Below are 20,510 nucleotides of genomic sequence, written 5' to 3' on the forward strand. Positions count from 1 at the left end.
GCGCGGGCGCCGGGGGGCGTCCGGGTCAGCTCAGCCGGTCGACCTCCGCCTCCGCCGCCTCCAGCGCGCGCCGCGCCGCCTGCCGGGCCCGGTCCGCCTCCCGCAGCCGGCCCCGGACCTGACGCGCCGTCTCCCGGGCGGTGCGCAGCAGCCGGCGGGCCACGGCGAGGCGCTCGGCCGCCTCCTCCACCCGCTCCCGGGCCTCCTGCGCGGCCGCCTCCGTCTCGTCCGCCTCCGCCCGCACCCGGGCCAGCTCCTCCTCCCGGACGCGCAGCTCGCCGTCCGCATCCGCCGCCTGCCGGCGGGCGTGGGCGAGTGCGATGCGCCGCTCCTCCCGGAGCCGGTGCCGTTCGCGGGCCGCGGCCAGGTCGGTGACGCTCGCGCCGGTGTCCCGGCCGGGTCCGCCCCCGGGCGGGGCGGGGGCGGGCGGGGCCGCGAGGCGGGCCGCCGCGTCGGGGGCCACGCCCGGGAAGCCGACCACCGCGCTCAGCGGCCTGGTCAGCCGGCCGGCGGACCACTCCTGCGCCGCTCCGGCGTCCGCCAGCACGGCGTGCAGGGTCTCCTCGACCTCGCGCTGCACGCCGTCGCCCACCGGGTGCCCGGCCTCGGCGGCGAGGCGCCGGGCCTGCTCCGACAGGGCGGTCACCAGGACCCGCTGCCGGCGGTTCAGCTCGCGCAGCCGCCGGCCGTCCAGCTCCCGGTGGGCCTCGCGCAGCCCCTGGCCGAGCCGCACCAGGGCCTCCGCCTCGTCCGGCCGCTCCCGCGCCAGCAGGTTGCACACCCACGCCGACAGCAGGGGCTTGCGCAGCGCCCTGATCCGGCGGGCGAGTTCCCGGTCCCCGGCCCGAAGCGCCTCCGCGGCCCTGCTGTCGCGGGCCGCGGTGAACTCCTCCGGCCGCAGCCGGAAGAGTTCACCGGTGACGCTCTCCAGATCCATGGCCGTCCGTCTTTCAGGTGAGGTCGGCGGATCGCCCGATCGTTCCGGTCCCGGCGCTGGAACAGGTACGAGTGCCCCACCAGGAGGAGGAACCATGCCGAACGACGATCTGACGCGGTTCCTCGCCGCGCTCAGCCCCGCGAGCCGCGAGAAGGTCGAGCAGCTGCCGCGCGAGCGGCAGGAAGAACTCGCGGCGGCGTGGCGCACCGAATGCCGCGACGACACGGACCTGGACGCGCTCGACGAGCTGTCCCCCGCGGCGGGGGACCGCGAGGCGGCCGAGCGCGTCGTCCACGGCTTGTCGGACACCCCCTAGCCCCGCGGCCGGTCGGCCGCCGGGTCTACCGGCCGTGCTTGCCCTTGGTGTGCCGGACCTTCTCCACCGCCTCGCGGATCTCGCCCTTGGCCCGCTCCAGGCGGCCCTCGGCATGCGTCCGTTTGTCGCCCGTCACGTGGCCGACGGCCTCCTTGAGCCTGCCCTTCATCTGCTCGGTCCTTGCTTTGGCCTTGTTCTTGGCGCTCATGCCACGGCACTCCTTCGTGCATCCGGGCCCGGGTGCGTCCGGACTCCTGTGTCCGGACCCCTTGGCCTGCGGGCCGTCGGACGGGCGGGCGGACAGCCGTCCGTGTCGCCCGGTCCGTGCACGAGTCTCGTCTGCCGCCGCCGGGGGCGCATGCTCCGTACGGCCGAACGGGCCGACGGGCCCCGGTCGGCCCGGCCCGAGTGGAGCGATCGGCCGCCGCGTGCGAGCCTGCTGCCGAGTCGTCCGGCCGGCAGGGAAGGGGCCACCATGACCAGCGCGAACCCCGATCCGGACCCGGAGCACACACCGGGCCTGGAGCCCGGCGGAGGCGTGCCGCCGGGCGAGACGCCGCCCGGCGAGAGCAGCATGTCCGGTGCGGGTCCCCAGGAGACGTACAACCCCACGCGTGGCTGGGCGAAGGGCCCGGTCATCGTGATCGGCCTGTTCGTCGTCCTCTTCGTCGTCACCGTGATCATCTGGGCGGCGATCGTCTGACCGGTGCCAGGACGCCCCTGGGGCCGAATGGCGCAGGCGGAGTTTGGCCTGCTCCGATCACGGCTAGGCAGGTTCTCGTCGCGGACCGCGTCCGGCACTTGGAGAGGCGATGCCGCAGCTGGAGAACCCGCAACGGGTCCGGCCCGCCGAGAGCACGGAGAGCCGTCCGACCGCGCTGGGCACCAGGCTCCTGACGTATCTGACGACCACCGACCACAAGGTGATCGGGAATCTGTACCTGGTGACGGCCTTCGTCTTCTTCCTGTTCGGTGGCCTCCTGGCGATGGTGATGCGGGCCGAACTGGCCCGGCCGGGCCTTCAGATCGTCACCGCCGCGCAGTACAACGAGCTGGTCACCATCCACGGCACCGTGATGATGCTGCTGTTCGCCACGCCCATGTTCGCGGGCTTCGCGAATGCCGTCATGCCGTTGCAGATCGGGGCCCCGGACGTGGCCTTCCCGCGTCTGAACGCCATGTCGTACTGGCTGTTCCTCTTCGGCGGCCTGATCGTGGTCTCCGGCTTCCTGACGCCCGAGGGGGCCGCTGCCTTCGGCTGGTTCGCCTACGCCCCGCTGAACAGTGCCGTCCGTTCGCCCGGTGCGGGCGGCGACCTGTGGGCGATGGGGCTGGTGGTCGCCGGGCTGAGCACCGTGCTCGGTTCGGTGAACTTCATCGCCACCATCATCACGCTGCGCGCCCCGGGCATGACCATGTTCCGGATGCCCGTCTTCACCTGGAACATCCTCTTCACCTCGATCCTCGCTCTGCTGGCCTTCCCCGTCCTGACCGCCGACCTGCTCGCGCTGGAGGCGGACCGGAAGTTCGGCGCCCACGTCTTCGACGCGGCCAACGGCGGGGCGGTGCTGTGGCAGCACCTGTTCTGGTTCTTCGGCCATCCCGAGGTCTATATCGTCGCGCTGCCCTTCTTCGGCGTCGTCACGGAGATCATCCCGGTCTTCAGCCGCAAGCCCCTCTTCGGGTACGCGGGGATGGTGGGCGCGACGATCGCCATCACCATGCTGTCGGCCAGTGTGTGGGCCCACCACATGTTCGCCACCGGTGCGGTGCTGCTGCCGTTCTTCTCCCTGCTGTCCTTTCTGATCGCCGTGCCCACGGGGGTGAAGTTCTTCAACTGGATCGGCACGATGTGGCAGGGCAGCCTCTCGTTCGAGACCCCGATGCTCTGGGCCGTCGGCTTCCTCGTCACGTTCCTGCTGGGCGGCCTCAGCGGCGTGCTGATCGCCTCGCCGCCGCTGGACTTCCACGTCACCGACTCGTACTTCATCGTGGCGCACCTGCACTACGTGCTCTTCGGCACCGTCGTCTTCGCCATGTTCGGCGGCTTCTACTTCTGGTGGCCCAAGTGGACGGGGCGGATGCTCGACGAACGCCTGGGCAAGGTGCACTTCGCGACGCTGTTCGCCGGCTTCCAGATCACCTTCCTGGTGCAGCACTGGCTCGGGGAGATGGGCATGCCCCGGCGCTACGCCGACTATCTGGCCGCCGACGGCTTCACGGTGCTCAATACCGTCTCCTCGATCGGGGCGTTCCTGCTCGGGCTGTCCACGCTGCCGTTCCTCTACAACGTCTGGCGCACGGCGCGCTACGCGCCCAAGGTGACCGTCGACGACCCGTGGGGCTTCGGCCGGTCGCTGGAGTGGGCGACCTCGTGCCCGCCGCCCCGCCACAACTTCCTCGCCCTGCCCCGGGTGCGGTCCGACTCCCCCGCCTTCGACCTCCACCACCCCGAGGCGGCACCGCGCCCGCTGACCGCGCGGGAGGAGGCCGGGCCGGGCCCCGGCGGGCGCGGGGAGCAGGCGCCGTGAAGGCCGAGGCGTGGCTGTTCGCCGGGGTCGCCGCGTTCTTCCTGGGCACGGACATCGGCTACCTGTGGTCCTCCGGCCGGGAGCCGGCCGGTACGGCCGCGCTGACGGTGTCCTTCCTGATGGCCTCGCTGGTGTCCTTCTTCTGCGCCGTGAACTACCGCCGCCGGGGCCTCCGCCCGGAGGACCGCGAGGACTCCGAGGTCGCCGAGCGCGCGGGGCGGCTCGACTTCTTCCCCCCGAACAGCCTCTACCCGGTGCTGACCGCCGCGGGCGCCGCCCTGACGGCCGTCGGCGTGGTGTACGGGCTGTGGCTGTTCATCGGCGCCGTGGGAGTCCTCGTCGCGGGCGTCCTGGGGATGGCCTTCCAGTACGTGCAGCGGGAGGAATGACGGCGGACGGCGCCTTCCTGCTCCCGGGCGGGCTCACTCCTTGGGCTCGGCAGAGGTCTCGGCAGAGGTCTCGGCAGAGGTCTCGGCAGAGGTCTCGGCGGCCTTCTCCGCGGCGGTCTCGGCGGCCTTCTCCGCGGCCGGCTCGGCCAGTCGGCGGGCGATCTCCGCGCGCTGCCGGTCCGTCGCCGGGATCTCCACGCGGTCGCGGTAGTACCAGGAGCTGATCGCCTCCCGCAGCCGCTGCCGCCGCGATACGGGTCCCTCCCGGGCCGGCAGCGGCGCGGGCATCTCCCGCACCATCAGCCGGTAGCCGTGCTGCGGGGAGAGCACCCGGTGGCCCTCGTCGAGCCCGCCCTGGCCGTCCTGCTCGATCCAGCCGTCCTCCGCGCCCTCCGTCAGCAGCCGCCGGTCCCGTGCCTGGAGGGCCAGGCACAGCCGCTTGGCGATCAGGAAGACCAGCACCGGCCCGAGGACGCAGAGCACCCGCAGGACCCAGGTCAGGCCGTCGAGGGAGATCCTGAACGTGTAGGCGATCACGTCGTTCCCGCCGGCCAGCAGCAGGAGACCGTAACCGGCCACGGCGGCCGCGCCGAAGGCCGTACGGGTGGGGCGGTCGCGGGGGCGGTCGCACAGGTGGTGCTCCGTCCGGTCGCCCGTCACCCACTTCTCGAACAGCGGGTACGTGTAGAGGACCATGAAGAGCAGACCCGGGAGCACCACCGCGGGCAGCAGCACGTTCCACATCAGCGTGTGCCCGGCCACCACGGTCTCCCAGGGCGGCATCAGGCGCAGCGCTCCTTCCAGGAAGCCGACGTACCAGTCCGGCTGTGCATCGGTGGCGACCTGGTCGGGGCGGTAAGGGCCGTAGTTCCAGACCGGGTTGACCTGCGCGACGGCGCCGAGGGCGGTCAGTGCCCCGGACACCGTCATCATCAGCCCGGTGGACTTCGCGGTGAACTGCGGGAACATCGGCAGTCCGACGACGTTGCGGTTCGTCCTCCCCTGCGCGCTCCACTGGGTGTGCTTGAGGTAGACGACGAGGAAGAGGTGCAGGGCGACGAGCGCGAGCAGCACGCCGGGCACGAACATCACGTGCACGACGTACAGGCGGGGAATGACCGCCTGGCCGGGGAACGACCCGCGCCAGATGAAGAAGCTCAGGTAGGTGCCGACCACGGGCAGGGACATCACGATGGTGTTCGCGGTGCGCAGCCCGGTCCCCGACAGCAGGTCGTCCGGCAGGGAGTAGCCGCAGAAGCCTTCCAGCAGGGCGAGGAGGAAGAGCGTCACCCCGACGGCCCAGTTCAGCTCCCGCGGTCTGCGGAAGGCGCCGGTGAAGAAGATCCGCAGCATATGGGCGCCGACGGCGGCCACGAACACCAGCGCCGCCCAGTGGTGCACCTGACGGACGAGCAGCCCGCCGCGCACGTCGAAGCTGATGCTCAGCGTCGACGCGTACGCCTGCGTCATCCGCAGTCCGCGCAGCGGCGCGTACGCCCCGTGGTAGACGGTCTCCGCCATGCTCGGGTCGAAGAAGAGGACGAGGTAGCAGCCGGTGACGACGAGCACCACGAGGCTGTACAGGGCGAGTTCGCCGAGCAGGTACGACCAGTGGTCGGGGAACACCTTGCGCAGGAGCTGCCTGCCGGTCTCGGCTGCGGGGAAGCGCCGGTCCAGCGCCGTGAATCCGGCCTCGGCCGCCGCGCGGAGCCTCTCCCCGGCCGGCTCCGCCCGCTTCCGGAACAGCATCCACCACACTCCCTGCCGGGCCGAGCCCCTCGGCCCCTTGCCGCCGCACCGCTTCGCCGCTTCGCCGCGGCTGATGGGTAACCGGAGCGCTGGCCGGCTAATCGCCGGGCCCATGCGGATTAGGCAGAACAGGGGGCCGGGAGAAGGGGAGCGGAGCGGCCGGACGCCCCGGCGCTCTGGACCTCACAGGCTGCGTCGGACACACTCGGGCCCATGCGATGGACTGACATCGAGCAGATTGCGGCAGAGCTGGCGCAGCAGCACCCCGGCGCCGACCCGCTCAAGATCAAGCTCCCGGACATCCGCGACCGGGTGGCGGGGCTGAGCGGCTTCACCGACGACCCCACGCGCTGCAACGCGCGCATCCTCGAATCGATACAGCTGGCATGGAGCGACAGAACGGGGTGACGGGCGCACCGCCCGCCTCCAAGATCCTTAAGCTGAACCGCCCCGGTATTCACCATATTGAGCGGAAAGAGTACTTTCCGACCCTGCGCCGGACGTACGGCCTCTAGCGTGCCTCCTGATCGCCGAGTTCTCGGCGATCAGGACCCCGGCCCCGCCCCGAAAGGCCGCGCACGCGATGCCGAACCCTTTCCAGTTGCCCCGCTTCTACATGCCGTACCCGGCTCGCCTCAATCCCCGTCTGGAGCGCGCCCGGGCACACTCGAAGGCCTGGGCCCGGGACATGGGAATGCTCGAGGGCTCGGGCATCTGGGACGCGTCGGACCTCGACTCCCACGACTACGCGCTCCTGTGCTCGTACACCCACCCCGACGCCTCCGGCCCCCGGCTGGACCTGGTCACGGACTGGTACGTGTGGGTGTTCTTCTTCGACGACGACTTCCTGGCCAGGTTCAAGCGCACCGGGGACATGCGCGGCGCCCGGCAGTACCTCGACCGGCTGCCCGCCTTCATGCCGCTGGACCCGGCGGATCCCGTCCCCGAGCCGGCCAACCAGGTGGAGGCGGGCCTGGCCGACCTCTGGGCCCGTACGGTCCCCTCGATGTCGCCGGAGTGGCGGCGGCGCTTCCGGGAGCGCACCTGGCACCTGCTCGAGGAGTCGATGTGGGAGCTGTCCAACATCAACGACGGCCGGATCGCCAACCCGGTCGAGTACATCGAGATGCGCCGCAAGGTCGGCGGGGCCCCCTGGTCCGCCAGCCTGGTGGAGTTCGCGGCGGGGGCGGAGGTGCCCGACGCCGTCGCGGCGAGCCGACCGATGCGGGTCCTCAGGGACACCTTCGCCGACGGGGTGCACCTGCGCAACGACCTCTTCTCGTACCAGCGCGAGACCGAGACCGAGGGCGAGCTGGCCAACGCCGTCCTCGTCCTGGAGCGGTTCCTGGGCTGTGACACCCAGCAGGCCGCGGACTCCGTCAACGACCTGCTCACCTCCCGCCTCCAGCAGTTCGAGCACACCGCGCTGACCGAGGTCGGCCCGCTGCTGGCCGAGCACGGTCTGGACGCCCGGGCCCACGCCGACGTCTTCGCCTACGTCAAGGGTCTGCAGGACTGGCAGGCCGGCGGTCACGAGTGGCACCTGCGCTCCAGCCGGTACATGAAGGGCGCCGACGACCACTCCTCGCCCCTGGCCGACGCCCTCCTCGGCGGCCCGCTCGGGCTGGGCACCTCGGCGGCCCGCCTGGTGCCCTCGATCCTGGCCTCGCTGCCCGCGCGGGCACGCAGCTTCACCCACGTCCCCTTCGAGCAGGTCGGGCCGCTCCCCCACCCCGATTTCGGCATGCCCTTCGAGACCCGGCTCAACCGCCACCTGGACGCCACCCGCCGGCACAACGCCGACTGGGCGCAGCGCATGGGCATCCTCACCCCCACCCCCGGCGACCCCCTCGCCGGGTTCTGGGACGAGGGGAAGCTCGGGGACTACGACCTGGGCCTGTGCGCCGCCGGCCTCAACCCCGATGCGGACGCGGACGAACTGGACCTGGGCACCGACTGGCTCACCTGGGGCACGTACGCCGACGACGTCTACCCCGCCCTCTTCGGCCGCACCGCCGACCTGGCCGCGGCGAAGGCGTGCAACGAACGCCTCATGCTGTTCATGCCGCTGGACACGGTCGTCACCACGCCCCCGCAGAACTGCCTGGAGCGGGGCCTCGCCGACATCTGGGTCCGCACGGTGGCTCCCATGCCCCCGGAGAGTCGCCCCGCGATCCGGCAGGCGGTCGCGGGCATGCTGGAGAGCTGGCTGTGGGAGCTGGCGAACCAGCTGCAGAACCGGATCCCCGAGCCCGTCGACTACATCGAGATGCGCCGCAACACCTTCGGCTCGCCCCTCACCATGACCCTCTCCCGGCTCCGCCACGGAAAGGCCCTGCCGCCCGAGGTCTACGCCTCACGGCCCGTCCAGGCCCTGGAGAACGCGGCCTCGGACTACGCCACGCTCATGAACGACGTCTTCTCCTACCAGAAGGAGATCCAGTTCCAGGGCGAGGTCCACAACTCCGTCCTGGTCGTCCAGAACTTCTTCGACTGCGGGCGCACCGAGGCACTGGGCATCGTCGCCGACCTGATGCACTCGCGGATGCGCGAGTTCCAGCACATCGTCGCCACTCAACTCCCGGCACTCTGTGAGGAACTCGACCTGGACGCCGAGGCCCGCGCCAATCTGGACGGCCACGTCGAGGAGCTGCGGAACTGGATGGCAGGCATCCTCACCTGGCACCGGGACTGCCACCGGTACGCGGAGGAGGACCTGCTGCGCCATTACGCGACGCCCCCGGCGTCCGCCCCGGCGGTGCTGCCTTCGCCGGGCGTTCCGACGGGCCTGGGTACTTCGGGGCTGCGGATCGCGGCGCTGTTGCGGTCGGCGTGACAGGCCTCAGGGCAGGGCCGTGGCGGCGAGGATACGGTCGGCCGGTCCGTGGTCGGTGATGCGGCCGCCGTCCATGAGGTGGGCAGTGTCGGCGTACGCCGCGACCAGGGGCAGTTCGTGGCTGACCAGGACGATCGTGAGCCCGCGTCCGGCCTGGATCCGGGCGAGCAGGCGCATGATCGCGTGGGCGGTGTCCGGGTCCAGGGCGGAGGTGATCTCGTCGCACAGGAGGACGTCCGGTCGGGGCGCCAGGGCTCGGGCGATGGCGACGCGCTGGCGCTGGCCGCCGGAGAGTTCGCCGGGATGGCGGCGGGCGTGGTCGGCGGAGAGGCCGACGTCTTCCAGCAACTGGATCACATGGTCGGCGACGGCGGGCCGGGGTACGACGCCGTGCAGTTTCAGGGGGCGGGCGAGGATGGCCCCTATGGTGCGGGTGGGGTTCAGGGAGCCCAGGGGGTTCTGCGGGACGAGCTGGATGGCGCGCCGCTGGTCCTTGGTCCGCCTGCGGGGCCGCGCCGGCAGCGGGGTTCCGGCCAGGGTGAGGGTGCCGCCGTCGGGGTGGTGGAGGCCGGCCAGGACGCGCAGGAGGGTGGTCTTGCCGGAGCCGGAGGGGCCGATGACGGCCGTGGTGGCTCCGGCCAGGGCCGTGAAGTCCACGCTTGAGAGGGCGGCTTGGGGCTCTGCGCCGCGGCGGCCGGCGAAGGTGACGCGGAGGGAGTGCGCGGCGAGGGCGGCAGCCGCGGGCGGGCCGGTGGTCGTGCGTATCTCAGGTGTGTGCGTGCGTATGCCGGGCCGGGGCGGGCCGCCGGGTGCCGCCAGGGCGACGGACTCGTCGGCGCAGCGCTCGACGAGTTCGGGGTCGTGGCAGGTGAGGAGGATTCCCATGCCGCGCTTGCCGGCCAGCTCGCCCAGCAGGTCCGCTATCTCGTCGCGCAGCCGGTGGTCGAGGCCGGCCGTGGGCTCGTCCAGGAGGAGCAGTTCGGGGCCGCGGGCCAGCGCGCGGGCCAGGGCGACGCGGCGCTGCTGTCCGCCGGACAGGGCGGCCGGGCGGCGTCCGGGCAGGTCGCCGTCGGCCGGCAGGCGGCATTCGGCGAGCAGACGCGCGGCGGTGTCGGGGCCGGGGTCGTCGGCCAGTTCGGTGACGAGGTGGCGGACGCGCATGCGGGGGTTGAGGGCGGAGGCGGGGTCCTGTCCCACGTAGGCGACGTGGTGGCGGCGCAGTGCGCGCAGTTCGGCGGCGGGGAGGCGGAGGACGTCCCGGCCGAGCACGCTGAAGCTGCCCGATGCGACGCGGGCGTGCGGGGGCAGGGCGCCGACGAGGGCCCTCAGCAGCGTCGTCTTCCCCGAGCCGGAGGGGCCGGTGAGGGCGGTGATGCGACCGGGGGCGAGGGTGAGGTCGGTGGGCGGCAGCAGGACCGGCCCGTCGGGGAGCCGGATCGACAGGTCCCGGGCGTGGACGAGGGGGGCGGGGTGCTCGCTCATGGGGGTGCGGGCTTCCTCGGTGGTCATGGGGCCGATGCGGTGCGGTCGGGGCGTGCGGGGGCGGCGGTGGCGAGGTTGACGCTGATGGCGAGCAGGCCGATGGCGATGCCGGGCGCGACGACCGCCCAGGGGTTGAGCAGGATGCCGACGGAGTTCTCACGGACCATCAGCGCCCAGTCCGCGGCCGGGGGCTGGGGGCCCAGCTGGAGGAAGCCGGCCATGGAGACGACGTAGACCGCCTCGACGAACCGCAGTCCGAACAGGGCCGCCACGGTGCCGCGCAGGTTGGGCAGGATCTCGCGCAGCGCCAGGTGGAGCGTGCACTCGCCGTTGGCGGCGGCTGCCTCGACGAACCCGGCCGTCGCCAGCGGCGCCGCGGCACCGGCCAGCACGCGGACCGCGAAGGGCGTGCCCAGGGCGATGGCGGCCAGGGCGACGGTCAGGCGACCGCCGCCGGGCCAGGCCATGGCCAGCAGCATGACGCCGAGGACCGGCGGCAGCAGGATGGCAACGTCCGCGGTGCGTTCGACGAGGCGGCCGAGCCGGGGGCCGAGGACGGCGCAGCAGCCGATCACGGCGGCCAGGGCGGTGACGGCCAGGGCGACGAGCAGGGCGCTGCCGGCCAGCGCGCTGCCGCCGTGCAGCAGTCTGCTGAGGACGTCGCGGCCGAGCTGGTCGCCGCCGAGCGGTGCCGCCCCGCTGGGCGCGGCGTACGGGGCGGTGACGGGGGCGTCGGCCGGGTGCGGCGCCAGCAGCGGGCCCGTCAGGGCGAGGAGGGTGAGCAGCAGGCCCGGCAGCAGGCGCAGGGCGGCGCCCCGCGGGAGGCGGAGGGCGCGCGGGGCGGGGGCGGTGGCGGAGGTCATGGGCGGGCCCCCGTGGTCCGGGCGCGCACCAGGTCGGCGAGGAGCAGGACGAGGCTGACGGCGGCCCCGGCGCAGGCGACGACGCCCGCGATGACGGGGGTGTCGCGGTCGCCGACGGCTCCGGCCAGGACGGTGCCGATGCCCGGGTAGTTGAATAGGGTCTCCACAACGACGGCGCCGCCGAGGAGCATCCCGGTGGAGGTGGCGAAGCCGGTGGCCATGGCGGGCAGGGCGCCGGGCAGGGCGTGGCGCAGCAGGACGCGGCGTGGGGACAGCCCGTCGAGGACGGCGGCCTCCACGTGGGGGGCCGTGGCCTGGTCGGCGAGGGCGGCGCGGACCACACGGGTGTTCCAGCCGGTCTGCGGGACGGTCAGGGCGAGTACGGGCATGATCAGCATGGTCCAGGAGGCGGGGGTGCCGTCGGCTCCGGCGAGGGTGGCGGCGGGCAGCCAGCCCGTCCACAGGGACAGGACGAGCAACAGGCCGACGGACACCACGAATTCGGGCAGGGCGAAGGCGGCGGTGGAGGCCAGTCCGATGACGCGGTCCGCGGCCCGGCCGGGGCGCAGTGCCGCCCGGCAGCCCAGCGCGAGCGAGGCGACGACGGTCAGGGCGAAGGCGGTGCCGCCCAGCAGCAGGGTGTTGGGGAGGGGGGCGGCGAGCAGGTCGGTGACGCGCTCGCCGCGGGCCGAGGTGCCCAGGTCGCCGGTGGGCAGGGCGGTCATCCAGTCCCAGAAGCGCTCCCACACCGGCCGGTCCAGCCCGAGGAGCCGGCGGCGGGCGGCGACCCCCGCGGCGCCCTCGCCGCGTTCGGAGGTGGCCGAGGCGGCGTCGCCGGGCAGGAGCTGGACGGCGGCGAAGACCACGGCCAGGAGCAAGACGAGCAGGGCCGCCCGCCTGGCGAGCAGCCCGCCGGCGCGGGCCGCGGCGGCGAGTACGGGCCCAGGGCCCGGCGAAGCGGCCGAGGGGTGTGCGGTCGCTGCGCCGGGCTGCTCGGTCGGGCCGCTCAACGCGAGAGCCACACGTTCTCGAGCTGGACCCGTCCGTAGCCGGGCAGCCTGGGCAGACCGTGGACCTTGGCGGCGGCCAGGTCGATGCCGTCGGCCATGCCCCAGAGCAGATAGCCGGAGCGGTCGTACTCGATCTTCTGCAGCTCCTGGAGGGCGGTGGCGCGCTCGGCCTCGTCGGCGGTGCCGGTGACCTTGCGGTAGGCGGCGTCGAAGTCCTTGTCGGACCACTGGGCCTCGTTCTGCCCGGCGCCGGTGACCATGGTCTTGGAGGCGAAGAAGACCACGGAGTCGTTGGTGCCCCAGTAGTTGGTGTAGAAGTCGCCCTTGAGCCAGGTCTTGTCGTAGAAGGCTCCGGACTCCTGCTTGACGACCTTCACCTTGACGCCCGCCTCGCGGGCCTGGTTGGCGAAGAGCGTGGCGGAGTCGGCGAGGCCGGCGATGTCCTCGGTGGTGACCAGCTCGTAGGTCCGGTCGAGGTCGAAGTCCGCCTCTTTCAGTAGCTGTTTGGCCTTGTCGAGGTCCCGGGTGCGCTGGGGGACGTCCTTGGCGTAGTGGGGGTCGCCGGTGCCGAGGATGTCGTTGGCGACGGTGCCGTAGCCGGAGAGGACCTGCATGACCATGGCCTCGCGGTCCACGACGAGCTTCATGGCCTCGCGGACCCTGGGGTCGGCGAACGGCCCGTCGGAGGTGCGCATGACGACGGGCATGGCCATGTCGTTCGGGCGGCGGACGACCTGGACGTCCTTCCGGGCGGCGGCGGTCCGGGCCGCAATGGAACCGGCGTTGGAGGCGAGGTCGATCTGCCCGGACAGCAGTGCGTTGGCCATGGCCTGGGGGCTCTCGAACATGGTGACCTCGATGGCGTCGAGGTGCACCGGGCCGCCGTGCCAGTGCTCGTTGCGGACGAGGCGGGCGTTGCCGCTGCGGTACCAGTCGAGCTTGAAGGGGCCGGTGCCGGGGGCCTTGGCCACGTCCTTGTCGGGGGTGTCCTTCTTCATCACGAAGGTGGTCAGCCTGGTGAGCAGCGGGAGTTCGGCGTTGGGGTAGTCGGAGACGAGGACGACGGTGCCGGTGCCGTCGGCGGTGATGTGCTGTGCGTCGATGCCGGGGAGCCGGGCGGAGCCGGCCGGGGTGTTGCGCAGCCGGCGCAGCGACCAGACGACGTCGGCGGCGGTGACGGGGGTGCCGTCGTGGAAGGCGGCGCCCTTGGCGATGGTGAAGCGCCAGGTCCTGAGGTCCGGGGAGGGCGTCCAGCCGGAGGCGAGCCGGGGCACGGTGTTGCTCCCCCGGCCCGGGGCGGCGAGCGTGTCGTGGACCAGGGCGATGACGAGGTAGTCGCTCTCGTTGCCCTGGGTGCCGTGCGGGTCGCGGGTGATGGCCGAAGCCCGCCCCAGCGCGCCCACCCGGAGGGTGCCGCCGTCCCGCGGTTTGCCCTCCGCTCCGGCGGAAGAGGTGGCCGATTTCTTATCGCTCCCGCAGGCTGCGAGCAGGGCTGCGGCACCCATGCCGCCGCCCGCCCAGAGAAGTTGACGCCTCTTCAGGTTCACGTCGGTCCTCGTTCCTTGCACCCAACTGCTCATAAGGTTTGCCTACCCTAACCCGCCCGCCGGTCGCAAGCCTTCCGGCCAAAAGGGCGGGCGAGACGGCAATCAATGCACGTCAATGCCCATGAGGCGAACCTCGGGGAACAAAAGGGACGACCATTGAGTAAGGTTTGCCTTACCTAACTCAGCTGAGTATGTTTCTGGCTATCCGCTGATGACGGCACCCGCCGCGGCAGGGGACGGCCCTTCCCCAGGGCTGCCCCGTCCCGCCCGGCACTCAGCCCCATTCCAGCCACTTCGCCACCCCTCCCCACCGACCTCACCTGTCTCCACCTCCTCCACGGAAACGGATGATTTCGCCATGAGCACGGCCGCGCCCGTACGCCAGCTGGACCCCGCCTCCGTCACCGAACTCCGCCGGTCAGCGGCCCGGATCCGCAAGGAATTCGGCAGCTCGGCCACCCACCCCGGACTGCTGGCCCGCGTCGCCGAGGCGACCGCCGCCCTGAGCCCGGCCACCCTCCACCAATGCCGCCCCGTCGACACCGCGCACGGCCTGTTCGTCCTGCGCGGCCTGGAGGTCGACGACACGGACATCGGCCCCACACCGGCCAGTTGGGCCGTCGCGGGCGACCGCGCCGCCGAGTGGGACATCGTCCTGCTGCTCCTCGCCACCGCGATGGGCAACCCCATCGCCTGGGAGGGCCAGCAGGAGGGCCGGTTCGTCCACAACATCGTCCCCACCGCGGGCCGGGAGCAGGAGCAGACCGGCGCCAGCAGCGGCGTGCTGCTCAGCCCGCACACCGAGGACGCCTTCCACCCCGGCCGGGCCCACCTGCTGATGCTCTGCTGCATGCGCAACCACGACGCCATCGCGACCACCGCCGCGTCCATACGCGAGGTCGAGCTGGCCGACGCGGACGTGCGCGCCCTCTCCCGGGCCGAGCTGCCCATCCTCCCCGACGACGCCTACGTCGAGGCGCAGGGCTTCGCGGGCCGCCCGCCGAACGTGCCCGCCCTCTGGCAGTCCGAGGACGGCCCCACCCTGCGCTTCGACCCCGCCTACACCCCGCTCGACGAGGCGAGCCCCGAATACCGCGCCGCCTACGGGCGCCTGGAGGACCAACTCGCCCGTGTCTCCCGGGCGGTGAGCCTCGGCCCGGGCGAGGTCCTGGTCGTCGACAACGACCTCGTCGTCCACGGCCGGGTGCCCTTCACGGCCCGCTACGACGGCACCGACCGCTGGCTCAAGCGCGCCTCCGTGCGCGTACCCGGCAGGCGCACCCGGCCGCAGGCCGAGGCCCTGGAGCACGGCTACGGACAGAACGCCATCGAGGCCCACCCCGCGGCCTGACCCCGCCCGGCGCCAGCCGCCCCCGAACGCCGCGCGCCCGGCCCGCCCTCCTAGGGGGCGCGACCCCATCACGAGACGAGGAACCCGATGACCGGCAGCAGCCCCGCCGCAGCAGCCCCCGGCACCCCCACCGGCACCGACGGCAGGAGCCTGCGCGCCCTGTCCACCAGCGACCTCGCGGAGATCGACATATCCCTCGACGACGTCGTGGCCACCGTCGAGGGCGCCTACCGCACCCTGGCCGCCGGCCGCTCCGACAACCCGCGCAAGCTCACAGTCAAGCCCGCCGACGGCCACTCCGTGTCCTACGCGATGCTCGGGCGCGACGGCTCCCGCGACGTCGTCGCCGTCAAGACCTCGTACAAGCACGGCCTGGACAAGAGCCGCGACCGGCAGCACTACTACACCGCGCTGACCCTCTACGACGACACCACCGGCCTGCCCGTGGCCATGATGGACTGCGGCCGCGTCGGCGCCCTGCGCACCCCGGCCGTCTCCGCCCTCATCGCCCGCGAGTGCGCCCGCCCCGGCGCGCGCAGCGCCCTGGTCATCGGCACCGGCACCCAGGGCCGCCTGGCCCTGCCGTTCCTGCTGACCACCCTGCCGGAGCTGGACCGGCTGATGCTCTTCGGCACCCACCCGGACGGCATCGAGGCCGTACGCGCCGAACTGCGGCGGCACTTCCCCGACCGCACCCTGGAGGTCGTCACCGACCTGCGCGCCGCGGCCGGCCGCGCCGACGTCGTCGTGGCCACCGCGGGCGGCCACACCCCCGCGGCCGTCGACGCCTCCTGGCTCGCCCGCGGCTCCCTGGCCGTCCTCGTCGGCCACGGCCTCGCCCCCTCGACGCTGCACGAGGCCGACCGCGTCGTGGCCACGAGCCGGGCCCAGATGCTCGTCACCGGCACCGACATGGCCGACGCCGAGGGCCGCCTGCCCGACGTGGACGCGGAGTTCCCGGCCGTCCTGGCCGGGGAGGCCCGCGGCCGCCGCTCCCCCGACGAGCGCGTCTTCGCCTACAACAGCGGCCTGGTCGTCACCGACATCGCGCTCGGCCACCGGCTCGCCCAGCTGGCCATCGCCGAGGGCCGCGGAACGCAGGTGCCGCTGTGGCAGTAGCGCACACCCCCGTCGGCCCGCCGCCGTCCCTGCCCGCCCACGCCGACCCCCGGCTCGCCGAGGCCGCCGGCAGCGGCCTGCTCCACGAGCTGTCCCACGTCTTCGGCGGCCCCTTCCACCTCCTGCTGCCCGACCGCTTCGACGCCAACGTCGCGGCCTTCCGCGCCGCGCTGGACGAAGCGGGCGTGACGGGCCGGGTGTACTACGCCAAGAAGGCCAACAAGGCGGCCGCGTTCATCGAGCGGTGCGCGGCCGGCGGCACCGGCGTCGACGTCGCCTCCCTCGGCGAACTCCGCGAGGCCCTCGGCCACGGCGTACGGGGCGAGAACCTCGTGGTGACCGGCCCCGCCAAGGACACCGAGCTGCTGCGCATCGCCATCCTCCAGGGCGCGCTCGTCGCCGTCGACGCCCTCGACGAACTCGACCGCATCGTCTCCCTGGCGCGCTCGGGACCGGCCCGCCCGGCCCGCGTGCTGCTGCGCCTGCTGCCCTCCGTCCAGCCGCACAGCCGCTTCGGCCTGGACGAGGACGCGCTCGGCACCGCCGAGGCCCGCTGCGCCGAAGCGGGCGGCCTCGTACGGATGGAGGGGTACAGCTTCCACCTGTCGGGCTATGCCGTGCAGCCGCGCGCCGAACTCGCCACACAGCTCGTCGACCGGTGCCTCAAGGCCCGGCTGCGCGGCCTGCGGGCGGACCGCGTCAGCATCGGCGGCGGTTTCGCCGTCGACTACGCGGCCGCCGACGACTGGCACGCCTTCCTCGCCGCGCAGCGACCCGGCCACTACCACGCGGGCAGGACCTTCACGGCGGGCGACTTCTACCCGTACCACTCCCCCGTGGCCGGCGCCGACGCGCTGCGCGCCGTCCTGGCCACCCGGCCCGAGGGCAGCCGGACCACCCTGGCCGAACGGCTCAAGGAGACGGGCACCGAGCTGCTCATGGAGCCCGGGCGGGCCCTGCTCGACGGCGCCGGCCACTCCGTCTTCCGCGTCCAGGGCGTCAAGCACCGTGACGGCTACGCGATCGTCACGGTGGACGGCACCAGCCTGAGCCTGTCCGAGCAGTGGTTCGCCAGCGAGTACCTGCCCGAACCCCGGCTGGTCCGGGCCCCGGGGACGACGGGCGGCGGGGACGAGGCACCCGGCCGGGTCCACCCGGCGAGCGTGGCGGCGGCGACCTGCCTGGAGTCCGACATGCTCAGCTGGCGCAAGATCCCCTTCCCGGTGGAGCCCGCCGCCGGCGACCTCGTCGTCTACCCCAACACCGCCGGGTACCAGATGGACTCCAACGAATCCCCCTTCCACGACCTCCCGCTGCCGCCCAAGGCCGTCCTCGAACCGGCCGTCCCGGGCGAGCGGATGCGCTGGCGCCTCGACCGCCGCCGACCGTACTGACCCTCCCACCACGAACCGCTGGAGAACCCTGCCGTGAACGAGGCACTCATACGCCCCGCCGTGGTCTCCCGAGTCTCCGAACTCATCGGACACACCCCTCTCTTCGAACTCTGCCGCACCGACACCGGCAGCCGCCTGCTCCTCAAGCTGGAGATGTTCAACCCGACCGGCACCGCGAAGATCCGCATGGCCCGCCAGATGGTGCTGGACGCCGAGGAGCGCGGCACCCTGCGGACCGGCGGCCACATCGTCGAGTCCACCTCGGGCAACACCGGGCTCGGCCTCGCCGTCGTCGCCGCCGAACGCGGCTACACCTTCACGGCGGTGGTGGACAACCACGCCTGCGCCGACAAGCTCCGCCACATGAAGGCCCTCGGCGCGCACCTCGTCCATGTCACCGAGGACGGCACGGAGGAGCTGGCCACCGCGGCCCGCGAGGAACTCGCCGAGGAGATGGCCCGCGGCCGGGACAACACCATCTTCACCGAACAGCACAACAACCCTGCCAACGCGGTGGGTTACCATCCCGTGGCCCACGAGCTGCACCAGGCCCTCGGCGACCGCATCGACGTCCTCGTCGGCGCCGTCGGGACGGGCGGCGGACTGTGCGGCACCGCCCGCGAACTCCGCAGGCTCGTCCCCGGTGTGTGGACCGTCGGCGTCGAGCCCAGGGGCTCCATCGCCTTCGGCGGCCCGGCCCACGCCTACTACCAGTCGGGCACCGGAACCCCCGAGGGTGCGGAGATCGGCGCCCTCGTCGACTTCGACCTCATCGACGAGGGCGTCAAGGTCGGCGACGTCGAGGCCTTCGCCACCGCGCGCGCCGTCGCCCGCACGGGCCTGCTCATCGGCGGCTCCGCCGGCGGCGTCGTCCACGAGGCCCTGAACCGGCTGCCGGAGCTGCCGCCCGGCACCACCGTGGTCGCCCTCGTCAACGACGGGGGCGAGAAGTACCTGGACACCGTCTTCCACGACGAGTGGCTGAAGGAACGCGACCTGCTCGATCCCGCGGCGGAACACGAGATCCGGGAAACCCTCGCCAAGCTCCGCGGGAACCGACACGGGAACTGACACCCACCATGAAGACGCCCCTCCCCCTGCTCCCCCCGCACCTCCTGCGCGACAGCCGCGCCCTGGCCGCCCTCGCCGTGCCGCTCGTCCTCACCCAGCTCGCCCAGGTGGCCCTGACCACCACGGACACGGTGATGATGGGCCTGCTCAGCGCCACCGACCTGGCCGCGGGCGGCCTGGCGATCGTCATCTTCAACCAGCTCCGCACCATGGGGGTGGGCCTGGTGACCTCGGTCGGCAACCGCATCGCCGCGGCGCATGCGCGGGCGGAGGGAGGTGACGGCGAGGGCGACGGCGACGGGCAGGGCGAGGCGGAAGTACGGCGCATCGTCCGGGCCGGCATGGCCGTGGCCACCCTCGCCGGGCTGGCCGGCGCGATCCTGATGACCGGCATCGGCCGGCTGCTCGGCCTCGCCGGGCAGGACCCCGAGGTCGTCGCCCGCGCACAGACGATGCTCCTCGCCCTCGCCCCCGGGATCCTGCCCTGCCTGTGGTTCCAGGCCGTCCGGCAGTTCACCGTGGGCATGCAGCGCCCCCAGGCGCTGCTGCGCATCACCCTCGCCTCGGTCGCGGTCAACGCCGGCCTCAACTGGGCGCTCGTGCACGGTACCTGGGGACTGCCCCGGCTGGGGCTGCCCGGCATCGGCGTGGCCACCAGCGCGGTCTACGCCCTGTCCTTCCTGGCCCTGTACGCCTCGGCGCGCAGAGACCCCGTCCTCGCCCCGCTGCTCGCCCTCAACCCCCTGCGGGCCGACCGGGCCACGGTGCGCAGGCTCGTCGGGCTCGGCGTGCCCATCGCCGCCACCTACGGCTCCGAGGCCGGCTTCTTCTCCGTCACGGCCCTGATGGCCGGCTCCTTCGGCCCCGCCGCGCTCGCCGCGCACACCGCCGTCAACCAGCTCGTCTACATCGTCTTCCAGGTCGCCGTGGGCCTCTCCCACGCGGCGTCCATCAACGTCAGCCGCGAGCTGGCACTGGGCCGCGTCGACGCCGCCCGGCGCATCAAGAACACGGCCCTCGCCTGCGCCGCCGCGGTCATGGCCGCCGTCGCCGTCGTCTACACCGCCTTCCCCACGCTGGTCCTGCGTCCCTTCCTCGACACGGGCGCGGCCGGGGACGACCAGGCCGTGCCGATCGCCACGCAGCTGCTCGTGGTGGTGTCGGTGCTGCAGTTCTTCGACTGCGCGCAGAACATCGGGGTGGGGCTGCTGCGGGGCCTGGACGACACCAAGGGCGGCTTCCGCATCACGCTCGTCGGCTACTGGCTGATCGGCCTGCCGGCGGCGTGGCTGTTCGGCTACGCCCTGGACCTGAAGACACTGGGCGTCTGGATCGCCCTGGCAACGGGCCTCGCGGCAACGGCAGTTCTGCTGCTGCGGCGCTACGGGCGGAGCCTGAGCGCGCGGGCGGCGGAGGGGGTGGGGGAGGTGGCGGTGAGGGTGTAGTCCTCGGCGACCGCGCAGCGCAGGGCGACTCCGGCGGCCAGCGCCTCCTCGTCGTAGAGCACGCGGTCGGAGTGGTTGTCCGGAACCGTCCCGGGCACGCTGCCGGGCGGGCAGGCGCCCAGGAACACCATCGCGCCGGGCACGCGCTGCAGGACGTACGAGAAGTCCTCGCCGCCCATGGTGGGGTGAGGAAGCTCGTGCACGCGGGAGGGACCGAGGGCGGCGGCCGCTGCACGGCGCACCAGAGCGGTGAACGCGGGGTCGTTCTGCACCGTGGGGTAGCCCTCGGGGAGTTCGACGTCGACGGTCATGCCGTGGGCGGCCGCCGCCCCCTCGGCCGTGGTCCGCCGAAGCGGTGGTTCCGGCTGACGTCCGCCGGGCCGGCCCCCGCCTTCAAGCACACCCGAACATGTGCCGCATGAAAATGCCAAAACTCACACCTGCCGCCACCGAGATCCGTTAGCTTCCGT

The 20,510-nt window shown here is 73.1% G+C and carries 19 protein-coding genes; 11 read left to right on the forward strand and 8 right to left on the reverse strand.

The window, feature by feature from the left end:
• Positions 1-25: 25 nt before the first annotated feature.
• Positions 26-937, reverse strand: a complete 912-nt coding sequence (locus tag AC1Z4A_RS01030) for a hypothetical protein (RefSeq protein WP_483675898.1) — start codon at positions 935-937, stop codon at positions 26-28.
• A 94-nt stretch (positions 938-1,031) separates the two neighbouring features.
• On the opposite strand from AC1Z4A_RS01030, the gene AC1Z4A_RS01035 reads away from it, so the two are divergent.
• Positions 1,032-1,253, forward strand: coding sequence for a hypothetical protein (locus AC1Z4A_RS01035; protein WP_483675899.1), 222 nt, complete (start codon positions 1,032-1,034; stop codon positions 1,251-1,253).
• Between the two features lie 25 nt (positions 1,254-1,278).
• Here the strand turns inward: AC1Z4A_RS01035 and AC1Z4A_RS01040 are convergent, their stop codons facing one another.
• Positions 1,279-1,461, reverse strand: a complete 183-nt coding sequence (locus AC1Z4A_RS01040; RefSeq protein ID WP_483675900.1) for a CsbD family protein — start codon at positions 1,459-1,461, stop codon at positions 1,279-1,281.
• A 267-nt stretch (positions 1,462-1,728) separates the two neighbouring features.
• Here AC1Z4A_RS01040 and AC1Z4A_RS01045 point away from each other — a divergent pair, with 267 nt between their 5' ends.
• From AC1Z4A_RS01045 to ctaF, 3 genes are all read left to right on the forward strand, one after another.
• Positions 1,729-1,956 carry a DUF6480 family protein gene (locus AC1Z4A_RS01045; RefSeq protein ID WP_483675901.1) on the forward strand — a complete coding sequence of 76 codons (228 nt, stop codon included), beginning with the start codon at positions 1,729-1,731 and terminating at the stop codon, positions 1,954-1,956.
• Positions 1,957-2,065: 109 nt separating this feature from the next.
• Positions 2,066-3,784, forward strand: a complete 1,719-nt coding sequence (gene ctaD, locus AC1Z4A_RS01050) for an aa3-type cytochrome oxidase subunit I (protein WP_483675902.1) — start codon at positions 2,066-2,068, stop codon at positions 3,782-3,784.
• Entirely contained in the window at positions 3,781-4,173 is a 393-nt protein-coding gene (gene ctaF / locus AC1Z4A_RS01055; protein WP_483675903.1) for an aa3-type cytochrome oxidase subunit IV, read from the forward strand. Before ctaD ends, ctaF begins: the two co-directional genes overlap by 4 nt.
• Before the next feature lie 33 nt (positions 4,174-4,206).
• Here the strand turns inward: ctaF and qcrB are convergent, their stop codons facing one another.
• Entirely contained in the window at positions 4,207-5,922 is a 1,716-nt protein-coding gene (gene qcrB, locus AC1Z4A_RS01060; protein ID WP_483675904.1) for a cytochrome bc1 complex cytochrome b subunit, read from the reverse strand.
• A gap of 213 nt (positions 5,923-6,135) precedes the next feature.
• On the opposite strand from qcrB, the gene iscX reads away from it, so the two are divergent.
• On the forward strand, positions 6,136-6,330 hold the full coding sequence (gene iscX, locus AC1Z4A_RS01065) for a Fe-S cluster assembly protein IscX (RefSeq protein WP_483675905.1): 195 nt from the start codon (positions 6,136-6,138) through the stop codon (positions 6,328-6,330).
• A 175-nt stretch (positions 6,331-6,505) separates the two neighbouring features.
• Complete coding sequence (locus AC1Z4A_RS01070; protein ID WP_483675906.1) at positions 6,506-8,758, forward strand: terpene synthase family protein; 2,253 nt, start codon at positions 6,506-6,508, stop codon at positions 8,756-8,758.
• Between the two features lie 6 nt (positions 8,759-8,764).
• On the opposite strand, the gene AC1Z4A_RS01075 is transcribed toward AC1Z4A_RS01070, so the two are convergent.
• The 4 genes from AC1Z4A_RS01075 to AC1Z4A_RS01090 form a co-directional block, all read right to left on the reverse strand.
• Positions 8,765-10,267, reverse strand: coding sequence for an ABC transporter ATP-binding protein (locus tag AC1Z4A_RS01075; protein WP_483675907.1), 1,503 nt, complete (start codon positions 10,265-10,267; stop codon positions 8,765-8,767).
• Positions 10,264-11,103, reverse strand: coding sequence for an ABC transporter permease (locus AC1Z4A_RS01080; protein WP_483675908.1), 840 nt, complete (start codon positions 11,101-11,103; stop codon positions 10,264-10,266). Before AC1Z4A_RS01080 ends, AC1Z4A_RS01075 begins: the two co-directional genes overlap by 4 nt.
• Positions 11,100-12,011 (reverse strand): ABC transporter permease, encoded by a 912-nt coding sequence (locus tag AC1Z4A_RS01085; RefSeq protein WP_483683468.1) that lies wholly within the window; start codon positions 12,009-12,011, stop codon positions 11,100-11,102. Before AC1Z4A_RS01085 ends, AC1Z4A_RS01080 begins: the two co-directional genes overlap by 4 nt.
• A gap of 98 nt (positions 12,012-12,109) precedes the next feature.
• Positions 12,110-13,660 carry an ABC transporter substrate-binding protein gene (locus AC1Z4A_RS01090; RefSeq protein ID WP_483675909.1) on the reverse strand — a complete coding sequence of 517 codons (1,551 nt, stop codon included), beginning with the start codon at positions 13,658-13,660 and terminating at the stop codon, positions 12,110-12,112.
• 358 nt (positions 13,661-14,018) lie between these two features.
• Between AC1Z4A_RS01090 and AC1Z4A_RS01095 the strand changes: the two genes are divergently transcribed.
• From AC1Z4A_RS01095 to AC1Z4A_RS01115, 5 genes are all read left to right on the forward strand, one after another.
• Positions 14,019-15,011: a TauD/TfdA family dioxygenase gene (locus AC1Z4A_RS01095; RefSeq protein ID WP_483675910.1), complete on the forward strand. Its 993-nt coding sequence runs from the start codon at positions 14,019-14,021 to the stop codon at positions 15,009-15,011.
• A gap of 87 nt (positions 15,012-15,098) precedes the next feature.
• Positions 15,099-16,130 carry an ornithine cyclodeaminase family protein gene (locus AC1Z4A_RS01100; RefSeq protein ID WP_483675911.1) on the forward strand — a complete coding sequence of 344 codons (1,032 nt, stop codon included), beginning with the start codon at positions 15,099-15,101 and terminating at the stop codon, positions 16,128-16,130.
• Positions 16,121-17,524, forward strand: coding sequence for a type III PLP-dependent enzyme domain-containing protein (locus tag AC1Z4A_RS01105; protein WP_483675912.1), 1,404 nt, complete (start codon positions 16,121-16,123; stop codon positions 17,522-17,524). The genes AC1Z4A_RS01100 and AC1Z4A_RS01105 overlap by 10 nt, the downstream gene beginning before the upstream one ends.
• Before the next feature lie 33 nt (positions 17,525-17,557).
• Positions 17,558-18,595: a cysteine synthase family protein gene (locus tag AC1Z4A_RS01110; protein ID WP_483675913.1), complete on the forward strand. Its 1,038-nt coding sequence runs from the start codon at positions 17,558-17,560 to the stop codon at positions 18,593-18,595.
• A gap of 8 nt (positions 18,596-18,603) precedes the next feature.
• Positions 18,604-20,040, forward strand: coding sequence for an MATE family efflux transporter (locus tag AC1Z4A_RS01115; RefSeq protein ID WP_483675914.1), 1,437 nt, complete (start codon positions 18,604-18,606; stop codon positions 20,038-20,040).
• Here the strand turns inward: AC1Z4A_RS01115 and AC1Z4A_RS01120 are convergent.
• On the reverse strand, positions 19,977-20,441 hold the full coding sequence (locus AC1Z4A_RS01120) for a M20/M25/M40 family metallo-hydrolase (RefSeq protein WP_483675915.1): 465 nt from the start codon (positions 20,439-20,441) through the stop codon (positions 19,977-19,979). The genes AC1Z4A_RS01115 and AC1Z4A_RS01120 overlap by 64 nt on opposite strands.
• Positions 20,442-20,510 lie beyond the last annotated feature (69 nt).

Source organism: Streptomyces sp. 17_S59 (assembly GCF_056930295.1).

Coding starts and splice junctions, on each gene's coding strand:
- AC1Z4A_RS01030 (WP_483675898.1), bottom strand. CDS start 937: ATGGATCTGGAGAGCGTCACCGGTGAACTCTTCCGGCTGCGGCCGGAG.
- AC1Z4A_RS01035 (WP_483675899.1), top strand. CDS start 1,032: ATGCCGAACGACGATCTGACGCGGTTCCTCGCCGCGCTCAGCCCCGCG.
- AC1Z4A_RS01040 (WP_483675900.1), bottom strand. CDS start 1,461: ATGAGCGCCAAGAACAAGGCCAAAGCAAGGACCGAGCAGATGAAGGGC.
- AC1Z4A_RS01045 (WP_483675901.1), top strand. CDS start 1,729: ATGACCAGCGCGAACCCCGATCCGGACCCGGAGCACACACCGGGCCTG.
- ctaD (WP_483675902.1), top strand. CDS start 2,066: ATGCCGCAGCTGGAGAACCCGCAACGGGTCCGGCCCGCCGAGAGCACG.
- qcrB (WP_483675904.1), bottom strand. CDS start 5,922: ATGCTGTTCCGGAAGCGGGCGGAGCCGGCCGGGGAGAGGCTCCGCGCG.
- iscX (WP_483675905.1), top strand. CDS start 6,136: ATGCGATGGACTGACATCGAGCAGATTGCGGCAGAGCTGGCGCAGCAG.
- AC1Z4A_RS01070 (WP_483675906.1), top strand. CDS start 6,506: ATGCCGAACCCTTTCCAGTTGCCCCGCTTCTACATGCCGTACCCGGCT.
- AC1Z4A_RS01075 (WP_483675907.1), bottom strand. CDS start 10,267: ATGACCACCGAGGAAGCCCGCACCCCCATGAGCGAGCACCCCGCCCCC.
- AC1Z4A_RS01080 (WP_483675908.1), bottom strand. CDS start 11,103: ATGACCTCCGCCACCGCCCCCGCCCCGCGCGCCCTCCGCCTCCCGCGG.
- AC1Z4A_RS01095 (WP_483675910.1), top strand. CDS start 14,019: ATGAGCACGGCCGCGCCCGTACGCCAGCTGGACCCCGCCTCCGTCACC.
- AC1Z4A_RS01100 (WP_483675911.1), top strand. CDS start 15,099: ATGACCGGCAGCAGCCCCGCCGCAGCAGCCCCCGGCACCCCCACCGGC.
- AC1Z4A_RS01115 (WP_483675914.1), top strand. CDS start 18,604: ATGAAGACGCCCCTCCCCCTGCTCCCCCCGCACCTCCTGCGCGACAGC.